Raw genomic sequence first — 19,784 nt, 5'->3', positions numbered from 1 at the left:
GCCAGAATCTAGCGCCATGCGGTCATGGCCGAGGCCTCCACGAGGCCGGCACCAGGCCTCATCGGGTCTCAGTCCCACTTCTCCTCGGTGCGCTCGGGCGTGGCCCACAGGGTGTGGTAGACACCCTCGACGTCGTCAGTGCGGTGGTAGGTGTGCGAGCCGAAGAAGTCGCGCTGTCCCTGAATGAGGGCTGCAGGCAGGCGCCGTGAGCGCAGCTGGTCGACGTAGGCCAGGGAGGAGGCGAAGGCCGGGGCGGGAACACCGGTCGTGGCGGAGGTGGCCACGACCTGGCGCCAGGCGGGCAGCACACTCGCCAGGGAGGAGGCGAAGACCGGCGCCGTGAGAAGACTGGCCAGAGCCGGGTTCTCGTCGTAGGCGCGGGTGATGTCATCCAGGAAGCGGGCACGGATGATGCAGCCGCCTCGCCAGATGCGTGCCATGGCGCCCAGGTCGATGTTCCAGCCGAACTGCTTCGAGGCGGTGGCGATCTCGTCGAAGCCCTGGGCGTAGGCGGCGATCTTGGAGCCGTAGAGGGCCTGCCTGACGGCGTCGACGAAGGCGCGTCGCTCCTCGGAGCCGGTCAGGGTCGCCTCCGTGGTCCCCGGAGCGATATCGGCGGCCTGGACCGCGGCCCGCGCCGAGCTGGACGAGGAGACCGCGCGTGCGAAGGTGGCCTCAGCGATGGCAGGCACGGCCACACCCAGATCGAGGGCCGTCTGGGTGGTCCACACTCCGGTGCCCTTCTGACCGGCCGCGTCGACGACGACATCGACGAAGGCCTCACCTGTGGCGGCATCGGTGTGAGACAGAACCTCGGTGGTGATGTCGATGAGGTAGGAGTCGAGCTCGGAGTCCTTCCAGGAGCGGAAGACCTCGGCGATCTCCTCCACGGTGAACCCGCCGACGTGGCGCAGCAGGTCGTAGGCCTCGGCGATGAGCTGCATGTCGGCGTACTCGATGCCGTTGTGGACCATCTTGACGAAGTGGCCGGCGCCGTCAGGACCGACGTGAGTGCAGCACGGCGTACCGTCGACATGGGCCGAGATGGACTCCAGCATCGGCCCCAGACGGTTGTAGGATTCTGCGGTGCCGCCGGGCATGATCGACGGGCCGTTCAGCGCCCCCTCCTCGCCGCCGGAGACACCCATGCCCACGAAGTGCAGGCCGCGCTCACGCAGAGAGACCTCACGGCGCCGGGTGTCGGTGTAGAGCGTGTTGCCGGCATCGACGATGATGTCACCGGGCTCCATGAGGGCGGCGAGCTCCTCGATGACCGCCTCTGTGGCCGCTCCGGCCTGGACCATGATGATGGCCACGCGGGGGGTACGCAGCGATGTCACGAAGTCCTTCAGATCGGCCGCGGGCACGAAGTCGCCCTCAGAGCCGTAGCGTTCGATGAGCCTCTCGGTGCGGGCCAGCGTGCGGTTGAAGACGGCGACCGCGTGACCATGACGAGCCAGGTTACGGGCGAGGTTCGCTCCCATCACCCCCAGCCCGAGGACACCGAGATCGGCTGTGGCCGGTGCGGGGATGAAGCTGCTCATGGAAGTCCTTTCCTGTGCCACAGCTCCTATGACGGCGCTGCGGTTCCAAGCCTTGACGGCGGACGATACTGGTTGCGCTCTGCGAGACGACAACGGTGTGTCGGCAGTCCGGTTCACGACACCGACGAGTACCCACCGGTACCTGTCAACCTCGGCGACCCTATCGCGTCCAGCCCTCGTGCACGAGGAGCGTCCGTGGTTCAGACGTGCCCCGAATGACATGTGACGGCTCACGGTATGCCTGTCCCTGCCAGGTGAGCCACTCCCGGGGGCGCTAGAGTGCACCGGTGCGGCCAGTACGGTTCCTCGAGCCGGTGCGGTGACCCTGGCCAGGTCTCTGTCAGACCGCCGCAGTGCGCCGACGGTACGCTGGTGGCGCCTGGTCCGCCGATCGTCGATCCTCAGAAAGGCTGACGTGTCCAGCTCCGACTCCGCGACTCCGTTTCCGTCGTCGAGACCCACGCGGGCGACCAACCCGCTTCTCGACGCCCGCGACCTTCGCCTTCCGCGTATCGCGGACCCCTGCGTTCTGGTGATGTTCGGCATCACTGGTGATCTGGCCCGCAACAAGCTCCTGCCCGCCATCTACGACCTGGCCAACCGCGGCCTGCTCTCCCCCAGCTTCTCCCTGGTGGGCGTCGGCCGACGCTCCTGGTCCGACGACGACCTGCGCGGCTACGTGGAGGAATCGGCTCGGGCGGGTGCCCGCACCCCATGGCGTCCCGCTATCTGGGAGCAGCTGGCAGCGGGGATGCGCTTCGTGGAGTTCAGCTCCTTTGAGGACGACGCCGCCTACGACGAGCTCACTCGCGTGGTGGATGACCTGGACACCACCCGGGGCACGCGCGGCAACCGCGCCTTCTACCTGTCGATCCCTCCGGGATGGTTCCCGGCCGTGACTGAGCGCATCGCCCGCTCCGGGCTCGTGGAGGAGTCGGCCGACGCCTGGCGCCGCGTCGTCATCGAGAAGCCCTTCGGACACAACCGCTCCAGCGCCAGGGAGCTCGATGCCCTCGTGGGACGCATCGTGCGCCCCGACGACGTCTTCCGGGTCGACCACTACCTGGGCAAGGAGACGGTGCAGAACATCCTGGCGCTGAGATTTGCCAACACGATGTTCGAGCCGCTGTGGAATCAGCGCTACGTCGATCACGTCCAGATCACCATGGCCGAGGACATCGGTATCGGTACCCGGGCCGGCTACTACGACACGATCGGCTCGGCGCGCGACGTCATCCAGAACCACCTGCTCCAGCTCCTGGCACTGACCGCCATGGAGGAGCCCACCAGCATGGAGGCGGCCGCGGTACGCCTGGAGAAGGAGAAGGTGCTCGACTGCGTGCGCCTGGAGCGCGACGGGGTCCTGGACCTGGACCTCACCACTGCCCGCGGCCGGTACGAGGCCGGCTTCCAGGGAGGTCTGCCAGTGCGGGGCTACCTGGAGGAGGACGGCGTCGCCGCCGACTCCCGCACCGAGACCTTTGCCGCTCTGCGCCTGGAGATCGCCAACCGCCGCTGGGCCGGCGTGCCGTTCTACCTGCGCGCCGGTAAGCGCCTGACCCGCCGGGTCACTGAGGTCGCCATCGTTTTCAAGCAGCCGCCATTCCTTCCGTTTGAGTCGGCGGCCACCACTGCCGTGGGTGCCAACACGATCGTGCTGCGGATCCAGCCTGATGAGGGCATCACGCTGCGGCTGGCGTCCAAGGTGCCCGGAACCCAGATGGAACTGCGTGACGTCTCCATGGACTTCGGCTACGGGGCCACCTTCAACGAGGAGTCGCCGGAGGCCTACGAGCGCCTCATCCTCGATGCGCTCCTGGGTGACGCCCCACTGTTCCCCCACCAGCGCGAGGTCGACCTGTCCTGGCGCATCCTGGACCCCGTCATCGAGCACTGGAGCGCCGGCGGGAGCCCTGAGGGCTATCGCCCCGGCTCCTGGGGACCGGCCAGTGCCCACGATCTCCTTGCCCGCGACGGCCGCACCTGGAGGCGCTCATGATTACCACACTGACCGCGACAACCACCTCCCGGATCGTCTCCCGGCTGGTTGAGCACGAGGGAACCTCCGGCTCCTCCCGGGTGCTGACGCTCGTGATCTCCACCGACGAGGGGGGTCTGGAGGATGCGCTGTGCGCCGCGCACGGTGCCAGCCGGGATCATCCCAGCCGCATCATCGCCGTCGTCAAGCCACCTGAGGAGGACACCACCGGCCGAGAGACCCCACGCAGCCGCGACGGACACGTCTCGGCCCAGGCCGGAGGGCACCTGGACGCCGAGATCCGTGTCGGCCACGATGCCGGTGCCGGCGAGACGCTGGTCCTGAGGCCTTGGGATGAGGCGGCTCTGCACACCGACACGCTGGTGGTGCCTTTCCTCCTGCCCGACGCTCCGGTGGTCGTGTGGTGGCCGACGACCGTCCCTGAGATCCCTTCGCAGGACCCCTTGGGACGCCTGGGCTCCACGCGCATCACCAACACTCCCGCGCAGGTCTTCCCGGCCAGGGCGCTGCGAGAGCTGGCACCGGTGAGCGTGCGCGGCGACATCGACCTGGCCTGGACCCGCATCACCCTGTGGCGCGCCATGGTGGCCTCCACCCTGGACCCGCTGCTGCGCGCGGGCGGGCTGCGGGAGGTGGTGGTGGCCGGAGAGCCGAGGAACTCCTCGCTCTGCCTTATGAGCGCCTGGCTGCGGCTGCGGCTGGACGTGCCGGTCACGCGAGTCGATGAGGAGGGCTTCAAGGGCATCTCCTCCATCACCGCCAGAACCGACGACGGCGAGGTCATCATCGCCCGCCACGACCTGGAGCGGGTCACGATCACACGCCCCGGCTCCCCCGAGCCCCAGGTGGTCACGATGGCCCGGCGCGAGCCGATCAGCACCCTCAACGAGGAGCTGCGCCGGCTCACCCCCGACCTCGTCTACCAGGAGGTCCTGGCCTCACTGCTCGAGGAGTCCGTCAATGACTGATACCGGCGCACCCCACTCCCAGGCGATCGCTGAGATCCAGTCGGCCGCAGCTGCTGCTGCGACACCAGCCGTCGTCGTGGTCCCGACACTGAGCGACGCCGCTCAGAGGGTCTGTGAGGACACCATGCGAATTCTGGCCGAGGCGGTGGCGGCTCGGGGAGTCGCCCACCTGGCGCTGACAGGTGGTTCCGGGGGCATAGCACTGGCTGACGCCCTCGCGCCACTCATCACCGCCCAGCCTGAACCGGTGCGCCGCGCCATCCATCTGTGGTTCGGTGACGAGCGCTTCGTCCCGGTGGGCGACCCGGAGCGTAACGACCTGCTGGCCACGCCCCTCATCGCCGCGGGCATCAGGGAGTCTCAGACGCACCGGCTGGCTGCTCCGAACGAGGTCAGTGGTCTGGATGAGGCGACAGCCCGCATGACCCATGAACTCGAGTCGGCGGGGCTGTCCCACGGCGGCTTGGATGTCGTCCACGTGGGGCTGGGACCTGACGCCCACGTATGCTCGCTCTTTCCCGGGCACCCGGCCGCACTTGCAGTGGGAGTGCCTGCTGTGGCTGTGCGCAACTCGCCCAAGCCGCCTTCCGAGCGCTACTCTCTGACCTTCGATGCCTTACAGCGTGCCGGCAGGGTCATGGTGGTGGCCGGCGGTGGAGGTAAGGCCGAAGCGGTACGTCTGGGTCTGGGCAGCCCCGATGTGCTCAAGGCGCCGGCGTCGTGCTGCCGGGGGAAGCAGACCATCTGGTACCTGGATGAGCCGGCCAACGCTCTGATGACTGCTTAGGTCCCATTCGGTCGAGCTGCCGCATCACGGGCCGACGAAGCCGGCAGCTCCTGTCGGTGGGTGAGGCTACCGTTGCCCCATGAACGCTTCCGGCCGGACCCTGACGCGCCTCACGGTGCTCGGTGCGCTCAGTGCTTCGGGGATGACAGCAGCACTTCCCGTCCATGCCGATACCTCGCCGGAGCCCTCACAGAAGTCCGCGGCCACTGAGCTCGCTGCCCTCCATGAGGCGCCCTGGGACCAGAGAGGAGACTTCATCCTGTCCCCGAGCGCCTCTCTTGAGGCGCTTTCGGAGCTGCCTGAGGATGCTCCGGCCGCGCAGTCCTGGGCAGAGGGAGGTTCGCGCACCGGTTGGTTCGGTGAGGCGTGGACCGACGTCGACGGTGACGGCTGTGACACTCGTAACGAGATCCTGGCCCGAGACCTGACGGACACCGACTTCTCACGTGATGACGGCGTTCAACCCCGCGAGGACGGGCGCGGCCGGGGCGCGGGCGTGTGCCCGGACGCCACCGTCTGGGCTGGCATTCTTCACGATCCCTACACCGGCAGAAGGATCACCTTCACACGTGGTCAGGACACCTCAGCCGCCGTCCAGATCGACCATGTCGTGCCGTTGAACTACCTCTACGCCCACGGAGCCTGGCAGTGGGATGAGCGCACACGGCTGCTGGTGGCCAACGATCCCCTGAATCTCATCGCCGTTGATGGCGAGGCCAACCAGGCCAAGGGCGCCTGCGGCCCGGCGAGCTGCCCCGTTGGCTCCACCGAGACCGGCAGCTGGCGACCCAGCGGCCCAGGCGGCTGGTGGCCGGCCAACACCTCCTACCGCTGCACCTACGCGCGTCGTTTCGTCTCAGTGGCAGCCGCCTACCGGCTCGGTCTGCCCCAGGCCGATAAGGAGGCACTGAACACCACCTTGAACAGCTGTCTTGCCGGTGGAGACGGGACTGACTCCCTCCCGGAACGGGCCACTCGTACCGCGAAGGAGGTCGGCTCCGTTGTCTGGCGCAGCCCTGGGTACGCGGCGCTCGCGGCCTTCGGCACCCTGGTGCTGGGTTGGGGGCTCATCGTTCGGGGGCGCCGTCGATGGCGCAGAGCCTCACGGCGTCGAAGTCATAGAAGGGTACGTCACTGACCTTCTTGCTTAGGATGCCATCATGGCAACGCACCCTTGTTCCGCATCCGACGGCAACAGCACCCCACGTGGCCCGGCGTCGGCTCGCATCGACGTCTGGCTGTGGAGCGTGCGACAGATCAAGTCCCGCTCGGCTGCGACGAGCGCTTGCAAGGCGGGACATGTGCGTATCAACGGCGAGACCGCCAAGCCCGCCCAGCACGTCGCGGTGGGTGACGAGGTCCGCTACCGAGTCGACGGGTTCGACCGGTTGCTGACTGTCACTCGCATCCTCACCAAACGGGTGGGTGCGCCCATCGCCCGCACCGCGTACATCGACTCCTCTCCCCCTCGCCCGTCTCCGCTGGATGCGCCGGCCGCCGTCATCCGAGATCGCGGAGCGGGACGGCCCACGAAGAAGGAACGACGTCAGCTCGACGCCCTCATGGGAGGAGGCCGCCATCGGGACGACCGCTTCTGATGTTCTGGGGGTGAGCGGCCTCACCGCCAGCAGATTTCTGAAGGAGCCATCCCATGGGTTAAGGTTCTGCTCGTTGCAAGCGGCCCGGCGCCGCGAGTCAACGGGCTGTGGCGCAGTTTGGTAGCGCACTTGACTGGGGGTCAAGGGGTCGTGGGTTCAAATCCCGCCAGCCCGACCAGCGCAAAGATCCGTACTCTCAAGAGAGTGCGGATCTTTTCAGTGAAAGAAACTTTGCAGCAAGACTGAACACATTTCTACAACATTCCCTTTATTAACACCAATCACATTTACATCCTCTATAACAACCATGAGGTCTATTTAGATTTCCAGCTCTCTGCGATAACCTTCTACTTTTTAGCCACGGTCCAGCAATCGCTGCAATGACGCCACATTCCCACCCCCAGCCGTCCGTGGTCACCTTTTATCAGCACCTCAAGACGAAGGGCTATGCCCACAGTCGACAGCTCGATTCAGCCGGACGATGAATTTGGTCAGAAAAGTCACAGCCCAATAACATGCACGGCCGGCACGACTGTGGTTGAGTGAACACCGACATCAAGGGTGTCTCACAGCATCCTGCGCACCGGCTCATAGCTGGTTGCGCGAATAAGACTGTGTTCTCATATTCCCGATCAGAGAGAACGACACATGAACATCAAGCGCGTCATTGCCGCAGCTGCGCTCACCGTCGTACCACTGACCGCCTCCTCGGCCGTGCTGGCCGCTCCAGCCGCTCCTCAGGCGGCACCGGCAGCCGCTGCCGCGGTTCCCGCCCAGGTGACCTCGGAGGGGTCCCAGTACGCCAACACCGTCCTGAACAAGGTCAACGAGCTGCGCAGCAAGATGGGTCTTCAGCCGGTGACCCGGTACCAGGAGCTCGACGCCGTCGCACAGGACTGGTCCGAGCAGCAGGCCGCCGCCAACAACATGAGCCACCGCCCCGACTTCACGTCGGTCTACCCGGCGGGCTGGACCAAGGGCTCTGAGAACGTGGCCTGGCACACCGCGGGTGGCGACACCGGCGCGATAATCTTCGACCAGTGGCTCAACTCCCCCAGTCACTACAAGAACATGACGGACCCGAACGTCAACTCCATCGGCATCGGATTCGCCCAGACCTCGAACGGCAGCTGGTACGCCACCCAGAACTTCGCCGCCTACAACGTCAGCAACACGACGCTGACCCAGACGACCACCAGCACCACCACAACCACCAACACCACGACGACGACCAACGACACTCCGCCGTCGACGAACAACACCCCGCCAGCGGACACCCACGCCCCGCAGCCGACTCCGGAGGCCACGCCGTCGACGCCGACCACCGAGACCACTCCTTCGGCACCGGCCGCTCCTCCGACCACGGAGACCACCACTCCTGCGGCCACGTCGACGCCGTCCGCTCCGGCCACTACGGCGACCACTAAGACCGTCACGGCCACCGGCACCCCGGCCAAGCCGTCCTCGACTCCCGCGGTCGCGGATCCTCGCACCACCCCGACGAAGCCCGCGCTCGCAACCACTGGTCCAAGCATCGCGTTCGCCGTCGTCGCCGCCGGCCTGCTCGGCACCGGTGCATTCCTCGTCATGCGTCGCCGCCAGGCCAGCTGACTGAGCTGAACGCTCCGGAGAACGCGAGCCGTTTCTCTGACGGGCGCCTGCTTGTCCACTGATCGGTATGGGCCAGCAGGCGCCCGTTTTTGCGACCCCGACCGCCCGCCGCCGTTACCCACATGGAGGCGCCATCCTTGAGAGGATGACACTGTGAAGCGTCTTCCCCTTGAGCCGGAGCTCCTCGCGCCACTGCCCGCAGAGATCGATCTACGCCTCGTTGTCACCGACATGGATGGAACCCTCATCGATGGTGAGGGGCATGTTCCCGAAGGGCTGATGGAGGCGGTCACAGGCATGCGAGACGCCGGCATCGTCTTCGCCCCAGCCTCGGGCAGGCAGCTGGCCAACCTGCGTGCGGTTCTGGGAGCCGCCGTCGACGACTCGCCGCTCATCGCTGAGAACGGTTCCTTCGTCGTCCACGGCGGTGAGGAGATCCATGCCGACACCATCAGTGCCCAGGATGCCAAGGCCGCCATCACCACGACCCGTCGCCTGGCCGACTCCGGGTACGACGTCGGCGCTGTTGTGGCCTGCAAGCACTGTGCCTATATCGAGCGATCCGATGCGGCCTTCCTGGAGCAGACCAGGCTGTACTACGAGGCGCTGGAGATCGTCGGGGACCTCAACGACATTCCGCTGGATGAGGTGCTCAAGGTGGCGGTCTTCGACTTCGACGACGTCGAGAACGGTAGCTCCCAGGCACTGACCGCAGCGGTTCAGCACGTGCAGACCGTCGTCTCCGGGATGCACTGGACGGACATGATGTCGGCACGAGCCTCGAAGGGCCGTGCCCTGGCGGCGCTTCAGGCCAGGCTCGGGGTCCTTCCGGAGCAGACGGCCGTCTTCGGGGACTATCTCAACGACCTGGATCTCTACGACCACGCGGACCTGGGCTTCGCCATGCGCAACGCCCATCCCGGCATCCATGCCGCAGCGGCGTACACGGCACCCGCCAACACCGAGGACGGTGTCCTGCGCACGGTCGCGGAGCTGCTCAGGCGCTCACGAGAACAAGACTGAAAGACGCGGGACGGCCCCGAACCGGTGAGTCCGAGGCCGTCCCGAGAGGTTGTCCGCCGGGCTACTGACCCAGCCAGGCCTTCATGCCGCCGCTGACGTTGACCAGCTCGCCGGTGTAGCCTGCAGCAGTCAAACCCTCGACCGCCTTGGCGGAGCGCACTCCGCCGGCACAGATGACCGCCGTGGGGCGGGCCGCATCGAGCTCTCCCATCCGGTCGGCCACCTCACCCAGCGGGATGTTGACTGAGCCGGGGATCGCCGAGCTCGCGACCTCATCGGGCTCGCGTACGTCAAGGACCACCAGGTCCTCCCCTGCCTCGAGCCGACGACGCAGCTCGTCAACGCTGACTTCCTTCATCATGTCCTCCTCAAGGGTTGTGGATCGCAGGTATGGCAAAGCGTCCAGCTGAGTGGCCGCCGGGGTGCATCGGGCTAGTGGCGCAGGCTACGGTAACGGGTGATGAGGCCGCGGGTGGAGGCGTCCTGCCCTGCAAGAGCCTCCTCGTCTCCCTGGACGGCGGGGGCGATCTCGAGGGCCAGCTTCTTGCCGAGCTCGACCCCCCACTGGTCGAAGGAGTCGATTCCCCACACGATGCCCTGGGTGAAGGTGATGTGCTCGTAGAGGGCGATGAGCTCTCCGACGACCGCGGGGGTCAGCGCCGGGGCGAGAATCGAGGTGGTTGGCCTGTTGCCGGCGAAGACGCGGGCTGGAACGATCTCCTCGGCGGTGCCCTCGGCACGTACCTCGTCGGCGGTCTTGCCGAAGGCGAGCGCTGCGGTCTGCGCCAGGTAGTTGGACAGGAACAGCTCGTGGACGTCCACCTTCCCGTCCTTGGCGGGGTGAGCGGGGTTGGCCACGGCGATGAAGTCCGCAGGGATGAGCTGGGTGCCCTGGTGAATGAGCTGGTAGAAGGCGTGCTGGCCGTTGGTGCCCGGCTCACCCCAGAAGACCTCGCCGGTCTCAGTGGTTACGGGGCTGCCGTCCCAGCGCACGGACTTGCCGTTGGACTCCATGGTGAGCTGCTGGAGGTAGGCAGGGAAACGGTGCAGGTACTGGGCGTAGGGCAGGACAGCGTGGGAGCCGGCCTTGAAGAAGTTGACGTACCAGACGTTGAGCAGGCCCATGAGCATGGGGACGTTGTCGGCCGGAGCCTTGGTGGCGAAGTGCTCGTCAACGGTGTGGAAGCCGGCCAGGAAGTCGGCGAAGTTCTCCGGACCGATGGCCACGGCCAGCACCGTGCCGACGGCGGAGTCCACCGAGTAACGCCCGCCCACCCAGTTCCAGAAGCCGAAGGCGTTGGCCGGGTCGATGCCGAACTCGGCGACTTTGTCCAGGGCGGTGGACACAGCCACGAAGTGCTTGGCAATGGCGCCGTCAGTCTCAATGCCCTTGGCCTGCAGGGCAGTCAGGAACCAGTCGCGGGCCATACGGGCGTTAGTGAGGGTCTCCAGCGTGGTGAAGGTCTTGGAGGCGATGATGAACAAGGTCGTCTCCGGGTCGAGGTCCGCGACCTTCTCTGCGCAGTCGGTGGGGTCGATGTTGGAGATGAAGCGGCACTGAATGCCCTTCTGCACGTAGGGCTTGAGGGCCTCGTAGACCATGACGGGGCCGAGGTCGGAGCCGCCGATGCCGATGTTGACCACCGTCTTGATGGGCTTGCCGGTGATGCCTGTCCACTCCCCCGAGCGCACGCGGCGGGCGAAGGCGTAGATCTTCTCCAGGACCTCGTGGACGTCGGCAACGACGTCCTGGCCGTCCACGGTCAGGGAATCGGTTGCGGGACGGCGCAGGGCGGTGTGGAGGACGGCGCGGTCCTCGGTGATGTTGATGTGCTCGCCGGCGTACATGGCGTCACGGCGGCCCGGGACGTCGACCTGCTCGGCGAGCTCGATCAGGGCGTCGCGGACGTCGTCGGTCAGCAGGTTCTTGGACAGGTCGACGTAGAGGTCTCCCAGCTCGTAGGAGAACCGCTCGGCGCGCTGCGGGTCGTCGGCGAACCAGGCGCGCAGGTCCGGGGTCATGGAGTCGTGGAGGTCGGTGAGGCGCTTCCAGGCGGGCGTGGTGGTGGGGTCAACCGGATTCAGCATGGCTACAGTCTATGGGCGTCGCAGCCGCGCGCCACTGTCCGGCGCCAACCGTTCCCCTCCTCGTGGAGTCCTGATACGGCGTGACGCCAACGAGTGACGTCCCCCGAGGTTCGAGCCTGCTACCGGTCGCTAAGAGCCCGCGATCGCTGATCGTCTGCTGTCGGTACTGGCTCGGTGAGAAGCCCAGGACGCGTCGGAAGTCGGCGGTCAGGTGCGCATGGTCCGCGTAGTCGAGCTCGGCGGCCACTTGCGCAACGGTGACGGACGGATCCTCCCGGAGCCGCTGTGCCGCTTCCTGGAGCCGGTAGCAGTCTGATCACTGCGAGTGGGGGCAGGCTGATGTACTTCTCGCAGAGGCGTTGCAGACTTCGGATAGAAAGATCGAGGCGTCTCGCCAGCTGATCGACACGCAGGACGCTTCTGTCGGCGGCGACGACGTCCTCCATCTTATTGGCGATGAGCGCCATCGCTTGTGGCGGCCCGGTACGCTGCGCCAGCCAGTCTGCCAGCGCACTGGCGGCACGTTGTCCGCCCGTCGTCATGTTCGTTATCCATCATGACGCCGGCGACCGCAGCGCTCAGGTCAGGGTCCTCGAGCGGCTGATGGGAGTCCTGGATCAGGGATGGGGAGCACAGCGCGCCTGCCCCTGCAGGCCCGAGAAGGGCTCCGACGGCCCATCCTCGGCCTTCCAACTCGTGATAGGAGATGCTTGTAATCGGGCCGTGCAAGGTGATCGAGGATTCCCCGTTGATCAGCGGTCGTGTCGGGCACGGCTCCTCACCTTTCCGGAACTGTCGCGGATCTTCAAGCGGAGGCGCCTCCATCTTTCCTACAGTCGTTGGCATGACTACACGCAACGTTTCCGGGGCCACTGGACAGTACACGACTGATGGGACTCCGCACGGCTTCACCAGCATCACACCGTTTCTGGCCATTGACGGCGCCGACCGGGCGCTTCGGTTCTACCGTGACGTCTTCGGGGCGCGCATCGTGGACAGTGTGGAGATGGAGGGGTCGATCGTCCACGCGGAGCTCGACTTCGGTCACGGAAGGCTCCAGATCGGTGAGCCCTCCACCTTGTCCGGTCTGGTTGCGACTCCGTCGGCCGAGCCGGTCTGCTACTCGATCGGTCTGTACTGCCCGGATGTCGATGCCACCGTTGACCGGGCTACCACTGCCGGAGCGACCTTGCTGGAATCGCCTAACACCTTCGTGTCCGGGGACAGGTTCGCCTCCATCCGCGATCCCTTCGGCGTGCGGTGGTCGATCATGACCCGGGTCGAGGACCTGTCCGAGGAGGAGAGCGCGGCGCGTGTTGCCCAGTGGGCCAAGGAGCAGGCCGCTTCCGGCGACTGAGTCCGTCCGGGGCTCAGCGCCGCTGGCGCTTCTCGCGTACGCGCACCCCGATCTGGATGGGGGTGCCGGTGAAGCCGAACTCCTCGCGCAGGCGGCGCTCGATGAAGCGCCGGTATCCGGCGTCGAGGAATCCGGTGGTGAAGATGACGATCCGGGGCGGGGCCACCTGAACCTGGGTGGCGAAGAGGATGCGGGGCTGCTTGCCGCCGCGCACCGGGTGCGGGGTGGCGGACTGTAGCTGCCCCAGGAAGCCGTTGAGCCGGCCCGTCGGGACGCGCGTGGTCCAGCCCTCCAGGGCGGCGTCGAGAGCGCGCACGAGCCGGTTGGTGTGCCAGCCGGTCCGGGCGGCCAGGTTGATGTGGGGGGCCCAGGAGACGTGGGCCAGGTCGTGCTCGACCTCCCACAGGAGCATCTTCTGACGCTCCTCGTCCACCAGGTCCCACTTGTTGTTGACCAGGACTAGGGCGCGGCCGGCATCGACGGCCTGCTGGACGACGCGCACGTCCTGCTCACTGATCGGCTCGGAGGCGTCCAGGAGGACGACGGCGACCTCGGCATTGTCGATGGCGCCCTGCGTGCGCAGCACCGCGTAGTAGTCGGCGCCCCGTGACTGCTTGACGCGCCGGCGGATTCCGGCGGTGTCGACGAAGACCCACTGGCGCCCGTCGAGCTCGATGATCTCGTCGACCGGGTCACGGGTGGTGCCCGCGGTCTCGTTGACGACGACGCGCTCCCTGCCCGCGATGGAGTTCAGCAGCGAGGACTTGCCGACGTTGGGCCGCCCCACGAGGGCGATGCGGTGCAGGTCCCCCTCGGGCGCCGCAGCGGCCACGGCGGAGACCTCCGGGAGGATCTCCATGACGGCGTCGAGGACCTCGCCGCTGCCCCGGCCGTGCAGGGCCGAGACCGGGAAGGGTTCGCCCAGCCCCAGGTTCCACAGAGCGGCGGCGTCCCCCTCCTGGGCCGGGGAGTCGACCTTGTTGGCGGCCAGGACCACCGGCTTGCCGCTGCGACGCAGCATCCGCACCACGCGGGCGTCGGTCTCGGTGATGCCGACCTGGGCGTCGACGACGAGCAGGACGGCGTCGGCCATCTCGACGGCGATCTCGGCCTGGGTGGCCACGGCTGCGTCGAGGCCGGCCACGTCCACCTCCCAGCCGCCGGTGTCGACGATGGTGAAGCGGCGCCCGGCCCATTCCGCCGGGTAGGAGACCCGGTCGCGGGTGACACCGGGGGTGTCCTGGACAACGGCCTCGCGGCGGCCCAGGACCCGGTTGACCAGAGTCGACTTGCCCACGTTGGGCCGGCCGACGACAGCCAGGACCGGCAGCCCGGGCTCGACGCTGTCACCGGTGGGCAGGCCCCCGTCGGCCTCCAGGAGGGCGAGGTCCTCCTCATCGAGCTCGTAGTCGGCCAGGCCCGCACGCATGGCCTGGGCCCGCAGGTCCTCCTCAGCGTCCCGCTGGGCGGCGGCGTCGGCGGCCTCCTCCACCAGGTCCAGGACCCGTTCGACGGATTGCTCCAGGGTCATCTCCGAGGTGTCCACCAGGGTGACGCCCTCGGGTGCGGTGAGGAACTGGGAGACCGTGGCGTCATCGCGGTCGCGACGCACCACCTGGTCACGCAGGGCGGTGGCGTCGACCTGCTTGCCGCCGGCCTCCAGGTCCCCGGCGCGACGTGCCAGACGGGCCTCCTCCGAGGCGGTCACCAGCAGACGGGCGTCGGCGTCGGGCGCGATAACGGTGGTGATGTCCCGTCCCTCGGCCACGATGCCGGCGCCCTCGGAGAAGGAGCCGGTGTGCCCGGTCGCCTCGAAGCGGATGATCTCGCGCTGGCGGCGTGCCAGCTCGGCGCGCACCTCGAGGTTGGTGGCGACCTTCGAGACGACGGTGGCGATGTGCGGGTCACGGATCGCGGTCGATACGTCCGTGCCGTCCACGGTGAAGGTGGGGTGCTCGGGATCCAGCCCCATGTGCAGGGGCATCGCGGCGACGGCCTCGGCGACGGCGGCCTCGTCCTCCAGGCCGATCCCCTCGCGCTCGCACCACCAGGCGGCGGCCCGGTACATGGCACCGGTGTCCAGGTAGGCCAGTCCGAGCGTGGCGGCGACGCGCCGCGACACGGTGGACTTGCCCGATCCGCTTGGTCCGTCGATCGCTACGACGATTCCCATGGTGCCCTCCATCAGGGTCCGATTTCCGGTCATGAACTGGGCCAAGCGTCCCACACTCCAGCGAGGTACTGCGGATCAGGTCCCATGAGTACTGACACAGGCGGGCCTGCGCGGCACATTGAACCGGTTTCAGACCGCGACGACGCGCCAGCCCTGGGCGTCCAGCGCCTCCTCCAGCCGTCGGGCGACCGCAGGAAGGACGGAGATGAGGGCGATGCCGGCGCTCTGCCCGGCGGAGTGCTCCAGGGAGAAGTCCTCGATGTTGACGCCGGCGGCGCCGACGTCGGAGAAGAGCCGGCCCAGCTCGCCGGCGGCGTCGGGCACCAGGACCTGGACCTCGGTGTAGCGACGCGGCGCCCCGCCGTGCTTTCCGGGAATACGTGCCCGGCCGGCGTTTCCCCGAGTCATGATGTCGGTGACCGCGCCGACGGCCCCGGGAGCGACGACACGTGCCGCTCCCGGGCCTGCATACTCCGGGCCGTCCGGATCGTAGGTGGCCGCTTCGATCCCCGTGATCAGTGCACCCAGGTCATCACTGATCCGGCGCAGCAGGTCGACCACGGGCCCGGCATTACCCACGATGATGGCCGACCACAGCCTGGGGTCCGAGGCCGCGATCCGGGTGACGTCACGAAGACCTTGCCCCGACAGGGCCAGAGTCCCCTCCCCCAGCCCCTCCAGGCGAGCGGCCACCAATGAGGAGACGAGCTGGGGCATGTGGGAGACGGCGGCGACGGCGGCGTCGTGCTCCGCCGCACCCATGCGCACCGGGCTGGCGCCCACATCGACCGCCAGGTTCCTGACGACCAGCTCCGCCTGCGGATCCGAGTCCTGACCGACGACCACCCAGGGACGCCCGGCGAAGAGGTCGGAGTCGGCGGCGCCGGCGCCCGAGCACTCCCGACCCGCCATCGGGTGGGAGCCGACGTACCTGCGCGCCTCGGCTCTCGCCCGGTCACGGACCTCATTGACGACCCGTTCCTTGACCGAGGCGACGTCAGTGACCACCGCACTCGGGTGGGCACTCAGCTGCGCGACGACGACGTCGGCGGTCACGTCGGGGGGCGTGGCCACGACGATGACCCGCGGCTCGGGGCTGTCCTTCCCGTGGAGCGTTCCCGCACCCATGTCGCGGGCCAGGGCCAGGGACGTGGGTGAGGTGTCGGAGAGCTGGACCTCGACACCCGCCGCCCGCAGCGCCAGGGCGAGCGAGGTTCCCAGCAGTCCTGTACCAACGATGAGCACCGGTCCACGCGTGGACACCGACGTCGGCGGCTCGGGCGTGCTCACAGACCGACCTCCTGCTGCAGCGCGGCGATCTCCTCGCCGCTGAGGGGGCGGGTCTCACCGGGGCGCAGGTTACCCAGCCGCAGAGGTCCCAGCCTGGTGCGCGCCAGACGCGTCACCGGGTGGCCGACGGCGTCCAGCATGCGTCGCACGATGCGGTTCTTGCCGGAGTGGAGGGTGATCTCGACGATGGAGCCGCGTGGCCCGGAGTCCTTGACGGTGACCCGGTCCGCCTTGGCCTCACCGTCCTCCAGCTCGATGCCGCGCCGCAGCTTGCGCGGGACCCAGGGCTCGACCTGCCCCTCGACGATGGCGACATAGGTCTTGGCGATCTCGAAGCTGGGGTGCATGAGCCTGTGGGAGAGCTCGCCGTCGTTGGACAGCAGGAGCAGTCCCTCGGTCTCGGTGTCGAGGCGGCCGACGTGCACCAAGCGCAGTGAGTCGGGCAGCTCGGGGTGCTCGGCCAGGTAGTCGCGTCCGTACTGGGCCACGGTCGGACGGCCCTCGGGGTCATCCATGGTGGTGACGACCCCGGCCGGCTTGTGGAGCATGAGGGTGATGAGCTCGGGGTTGGTGAGGATCCGGCTGCCGTCGAGGCGGATCTCCTGTGTCAGCGGGTCCACTCTGACGCCCGCCTCGGTGACAGTGATGCCGTCGACGCTGACGCGGCCATCGGCGATGAGCTGCTCGCAGGCGCGGCGCGAGGCGACCCCTGCGTGGGCGAGGACCTTCTGCAGCCGCTGTCCGGAGGCGACGTGTGGGTCGTCCCGGCCGCCCTTGGTGGCGCGCTCACGCATGGCGAGCAGATGGGACTCCTCGTCCTCGTCGATGGCCTCGGCGTCGAAGGCGGCCAGGTCGCCGGCGTCGGTCTTCTCGTCCAGCTCCTCGAGGTCGTCCTCGTCGTAGAACTCCTGCGCCCCGAAGTCGCTGTGGGGTACGGACTCGGTTCGGGCATGGCGGTTCCTCGGGGTCATGGGGTCCTCCTACCGGCCATCTCATCGGCCTGCTCGACGATCTCCCCCAGTGCCTCAACACGGGGAAGGTAGGGAGCCAAGGGTGGTAGCTCGTCGAGGGAGTCGATTCCCAGGTACTCCAGGAACTCTCCCGTGGTCCGGTACAGGATCGCACCGGAGGTCTCGGCGCCGGCCTCCTCGATGAGGCTGCGGGCGTGCAGGGTGCGCATGACACCGTCGACATTGACACCACGGATCTCCGCGACGCGCCCCCGGGTGACCGGCTGCCTGTAGGCGACGACGGCCAGGGTCTCCAGAGCGGCCTGGCTCAGCCGTGCGGTGGCGCCACCGATGATGAACTGCTCGACGAGGTCGGCGTGCTCGGGCACGGAGGCGAAGCGCCACCCGCCCGCCGCACGTCGTAGAAGGAATCCGTGAGGCCGGCTGCCGGGTGCCTCTCCCCGGTACTCGGCAGCCAGGCCCTCGAGCAGCTCCTCGCAGACGCTCTCCTCAACGCCGAGGGCCTCGGCGATCGCAGTGGTGGTCACCGGTTCGTCGGCGACAATGAGGATGGCCTCAGCGGCGCTGCGCAGCTGAGGCTCTGCGGCCTCGCTCATGCGAATTCCTCCTCGAGCTCAGTGAGGTTCTTGGAGGTCATCATGCCGGTCAGATCGTCCTGGCCGCCGCACCAGGTCACGGTGATCTCGCCCATGGCCTCGGGCTGGTCCAGCTCAGCGCTGCCCTGCCGGTGGAGAATGAGCAGAGCCAGGAACCGAGCCACCACGACGGCGGTACGCTCGGCGTCCTCAATGATCTGGGCGAAGGTCAGGGTTCCGTGACGGCGCAGCCTGAGGGCGATGAGGTTCAGCTGTTCCCCGACCGGTACCCGCTCGTGAAGGTGGACGGTCTGGACACCCGGATCCGTGGGACGGGTGAAGGCTCCGACCGCCAGCCGCGTTAGTTCCTCTGGAGTGATGGTGGCCACGAGCCTGGGCAGCAACGCCACCAGATGCGGTTCCAGGGCGACGATGCGGGGGTGGCTGCGTGCGGAGGTCTCCGCCCGGTGGCGAAAAGCCGCTGCGGCCTCCTTGAAGGCCCGGTACTGCAGGAGCCGGGCGAAGAGCAGGTCACGGGCCTCGAGCAGCTCGAGGTCGGGCTCCTCCTCATCCTCGTCATGAGGCAGAAGACGGTGTGCCTTGAGAGCCAGGAGGGTGGAGGCCACGACGATGAACTCCGATGCGCGCCCCAGGTCCCAGTCCGAGCGCATATGGGCGATGAAGTCGTCGGTCACCTCGGCCAGCGCCAGCTCGGTGACGTCGAGCCGTTTGCGGGCGATGAGGCTCAGAAGCAGGTCGAAGGGACCCTCGAACTGGGGCAGCGTGACACTGAATCCGGGCAACCGGGGCGGCCCCTGCTCCTCCGGCTCAGGCGACATCGCCGCGGGCGATGACCTCGCGGGCCAGCCGGCGGTAGGCATCCGCACCGGGGTGGGAGGGCGCGTAGCTGGTGATCGGCTCATTGGCCACGGAGGCGTCCGGGAACTTGATCGTGCGCCGGATGCGAGTGTCGAAGAGCTGCTCACCGAAGGCCTGCTCCAGGCGCTCGAGCACCTCCCTTGAGTGCAGGGTGCGGGAGTCCACCATGGTGGCGAGAATGCCGTCGATCTCCAGAGTGGCGTTGAGACGGTCCTTGACCCGCTCGACGGTCTCCACCAGGAGCGCCACCCCGCGCAGGGCGAAGAACTCGGTCTCCAGCGGGATGATGACGCCGTGGGAGGCGGTCAGGGCGTTGATGGTCAGCAGCCCGAGCGAGGGCTGGCAGTCCACGAGGATCACGTCGTACTCGTCGAGCACTGGACGCAGCACCCGCTTGAGGGCCTGCTCGCGGGCGACCTCGTTGACGAGCTGGACCTCGGCGGCGGACAGGTCGATATTGGCGGGGACGATGTCCAGTCCCTCCACCGTGGTCTCATGGATGACCGCGCGAATGTCCGGACGACTGGCGACGAGCAGGTCGTAGATGGTGGAGTCGAGCTCGTGCGCGTTGATGCCCAGGCCGGCCGAAGCCGCTCCCTGGGGGTCGAAGTCGACGATGAGGACCTTGCGTCCCAGCTCGGCCATCGCCGCACCAAGGTTGATCGTCGTCGTGGTCTTTCCGACGCCGCCCTTCTGGTTGCACATGGAGATGACCCGAGCGGGTCCGTGCGACTCCAGCGGCGCGGGAACGGGGAAGTCCTTCTCCTCGCTCTCGTCGGTGCCGGGGTTGTCGATCAGGCCTGGCTGGATGGAGTCATTCACATCACCCAGCCTAGTCGAAAGCCGACCGACATCGCCCAGTTCAGACGGGACACGCCAGAGAACCGCCCTGGCAGGCCCCTGCTTTCAGACACGCCCCGG

Annotated in this window: 18 protein-coding genes and 1 tRNA gene; 9 read left to right on the top strand and 10 right to left on the bottom strand. The window is 67.8% G+C overall.

The window, feature by feature from the left end; translation table 11 throughout:
* Window positions 1-68: 68 nt before the first annotated feature.
* Complete coding sequence (gene gndA, locus FBF36_RS06670; RefSeq protein WP_009397710.1) at window positions 69-1,544, bottom strand: NADP-dependent phosphogluconate dehydrogenase; 1,476 nt, start codon at window positions 1,542-1,544, stop codon at window positions 69-71.
* Between the two features lie 415 nt (window positions 1,545-1,959).
* Between gndA and zwf the strand changes: the two genes are divergently transcribed.
* The 8 genes from zwf (at window position 1,960) to FBF36_RS06630 (ending at window position 9,530) form a co-directional block, all read left to right on the top strand.
* A complete protein-coding gene (zwf, locus tag FBF36_RS06665) occupies window positions 1,960-3,543 on the top strand; it encodes a glucose-6-phosphate dehydrogenase (protein ID WP_034493126.1) in 1,584 nt (527 codons plus the stop codon).
* Window positions 3,540-4,511: a glucose-6-phosphate dehydrogenase assembly protein OpcA gene (locus FBF36_RS06660; protein ID WP_009397713.1), complete on the top strand. Its 972-nt coding sequence runs from the start codon at window positions 3,540-3,542 to the stop codon at window positions 4,509-4,511. The genes zwf and FBF36_RS06660 overlap by 4 nt, the downstream gene beginning before the upstream one ends.
* Entirely contained in the window at window positions 4,504-5,298 is a 795-nt protein-coding gene (gene pgl, locus FBF36_RS06655) for a 6-phosphogluconolactonase (RefSeq protein ID WP_009397714.1), read from the top strand. The genes FBF36_RS06660 and pgl overlap by 8 nt, the downstream gene beginning before the upstream one ends.
* 79 nt (window positions 5,299-5,377) lie before the next feature.
* Entirely contained in the window at window positions 5,378-6,436 is a 1,059-nt protein-coding gene (locus tag FBF36_RS06650) for an HNH endonuclease family protein (RefSeq protein ID WP_009397715.1), read from the top strand.
* A gap of 22 nt (window positions 6,437-6,458) precedes the next feature.
* The gene (locus tag FBF36_RS06645; RefSeq protein WP_034493129.1) at window positions 6,459-6,896 is read left to right on the top strand and encodes an RNA-binding S4 domain-containing protein; all 438 of its coding nucleotides are present in this window, start codon (window positions 6,459-6,461) and stop codon (window positions 6,894-6,896) included.
* A gap of 101 nt (window positions 6,897-6,997) precedes the next feature.
* Window positions 6,998-7,074 (top strand) — tRNA-Pro (locus FBF36_RS06640).
* 470 nt (window positions 7,075-7,544) lie between these two features.
* Window positions 7,545-8,507, top strand: a complete 963-nt coding sequence (locus FBF36_RS06635; RefSeq protein ID WP_009397717.1) for a CAP domain-containing protein — start codon at window positions 7,545-7,547, stop codon at window positions 8,505-8,507.
* 153 nt (window positions 8,508-8,660) lie between these two features.
* Window positions 8,661-9,530 carry an HAD family hydrolase gene (locus FBF36_RS06630; RefSeq protein ID WP_009397718.1) on the top strand — a complete coding sequence of 290 codons (870 nt, stop codon included), beginning with the start codon at window positions 8,661-8,663 and terminating at the stop codon, window positions 9,528-9,530.
* Window positions 9,531-9,591: 61 nt separating this feature from the next.
* On the opposite strand, the gene FBF36_RS06625 is transcribed toward FBF36_RS06630, so the two are convergent.
* From FBF36_RS06625 to FBF36_RS13470, 3 genes are all read right to left on the bottom strand, one after another.
* Window positions 9,592-9,891, bottom strand: a complete 300-nt coding sequence (locus FBF36_RS06625; protein WP_009397719.1) for a rhodanese-like domain-containing protein — start codon at window positions 9,889-9,891, stop codon at window positions 9,592-9,594.
* A 71-nt stretch (window positions 9,892-9,962) separates the two neighbouring features.
* Complete coding sequence (gene pgi / locus FBF36_RS06620; protein WP_009397720.1) at window positions 9,963-11,618, bottom strand: glucose-6-phosphate isomerase; 1,656 nt, start codon at window positions 11,616-11,618, stop codon at window positions 9,963-9,965.
* The gene (locus FBF36_RS13470; protein ID WP_232272300.1) at window positions 11,602-11,865 is read right to left on the bottom strand and encodes a helix-turn-helix domain-containing protein; all 264 of its coding nucleotides are present in this window, start codon (window positions 11,863-11,865) and stop codon (window positions 11,602-11,604) included. The genes pgi and FBF36_RS13470 overlap by 17 nt, the downstream gene beginning before the upstream one ends.
* A gap of 597 nt (window positions 11,866-12,462) precedes the next feature.
* Here FBF36_RS13470 and FBF36_RS06610 point away from each other — a divergent pair.
* Entirely contained in the window at window positions 12,463-12,975 is a 513-nt protein-coding gene (locus FBF36_RS06610) for a VOC family protein (protein ID WP_009397722.1), read from the top strand.
* Window positions 12,976-12,988: 13 nt separating this feature from the next.
* On the opposite strand, the gene der is transcribed toward FBF36_RS06610, so the two are convergent.
* The 6 genes from der to FBF36_RS06580 form a co-directional block, all read right to left on the bottom strand.
* On the bottom strand, window positions 12,989-15,148 hold the full coding sequence (gene der / locus FBF36_RS06605) for a bifunctional cytidylate kinase/GTPase Der (protein ID WP_034493157.1): 2,160 nt from the start codon (window positions 15,146-15,148) through the stop codon (window positions 12,989-12,991).
* A gap of 129 nt (window positions 15,149-15,277) precedes the next feature.
* Entirely contained in the window at window positions 15,278-16,438 is a 1,161-nt protein-coding gene (locus FBF36_RS06600) for a prephenate dehydrogenase (RefSeq protein ID WP_034493132.1), read from the bottom strand.
* Window positions 16,435-17,409 (bottom strand): pseudouridine synthase, encoded by a 975-nt coding sequence (locus tag FBF36_RS06595; protein ID WP_009397725.1) that lies wholly within the window; start codon window positions 17,407-17,409, stop codon window positions 16,435-16,437. Before FBF36_RS06595 ends, FBF36_RS06600 begins: the two co-directional genes overlap by 4 nt.
* A complete protein-coding gene (gene scpB, locus FBF36_RS06590) occupies window positions 17,406-18,005 on the bottom strand; it encodes an SMC-Scp complex subunit ScpB (RefSeq protein ID WP_009397727.1) in 600 nt (199 codons plus the stop codon). The genes FBF36_RS06595 and scpB overlap by 4 nt, the downstream gene beginning before the upstream one ends.
* Complete coding sequence (locus FBF36_RS06585; protein WP_009397729.1) at window positions 18,002-18,823, bottom strand: segregation and condensation protein A; 822 nt, start codon at window positions 18,821-18,823, stop codon at window positions 18,002-18,004. Before FBF36_RS06585 ends, scpB begins: the two co-directional genes overlap by 4 nt.
* Window positions 18,813-19,685 carry a ParA family protein gene (locus tag FBF36_RS06580; protein ID WP_009397731.1) on the bottom strand — a complete coding sequence of 291 codons (873 nt, stop codon included), beginning with the start codon at window positions 19,683-19,685 and terminating at the stop codon, window positions 18,813-18,815. The genes FBF36_RS06585 and FBF36_RS06580 overlap by 11 nt, the downstream gene beginning before the upstream one ends.
* Between the last annotated feature and the right edge of the window lie 99 nt (window positions 19,686-19,784).

Source organism: Actinomyces sp. oral taxon 171 str. F0337, assembly GCF_005696555.1.
GTDB classification, from domain to species: Bacteria; Actinomycetota; Actinomycetes; order Actinomycetales; family Actinomycetaceae; genus Actinomyces; species Actinomyces oris_E.
The sequence above is the reverse complement of the archived record's forward strand: the minus strand, read 5'-3'. Positions and strand labels throughout refer to the sequence as shown.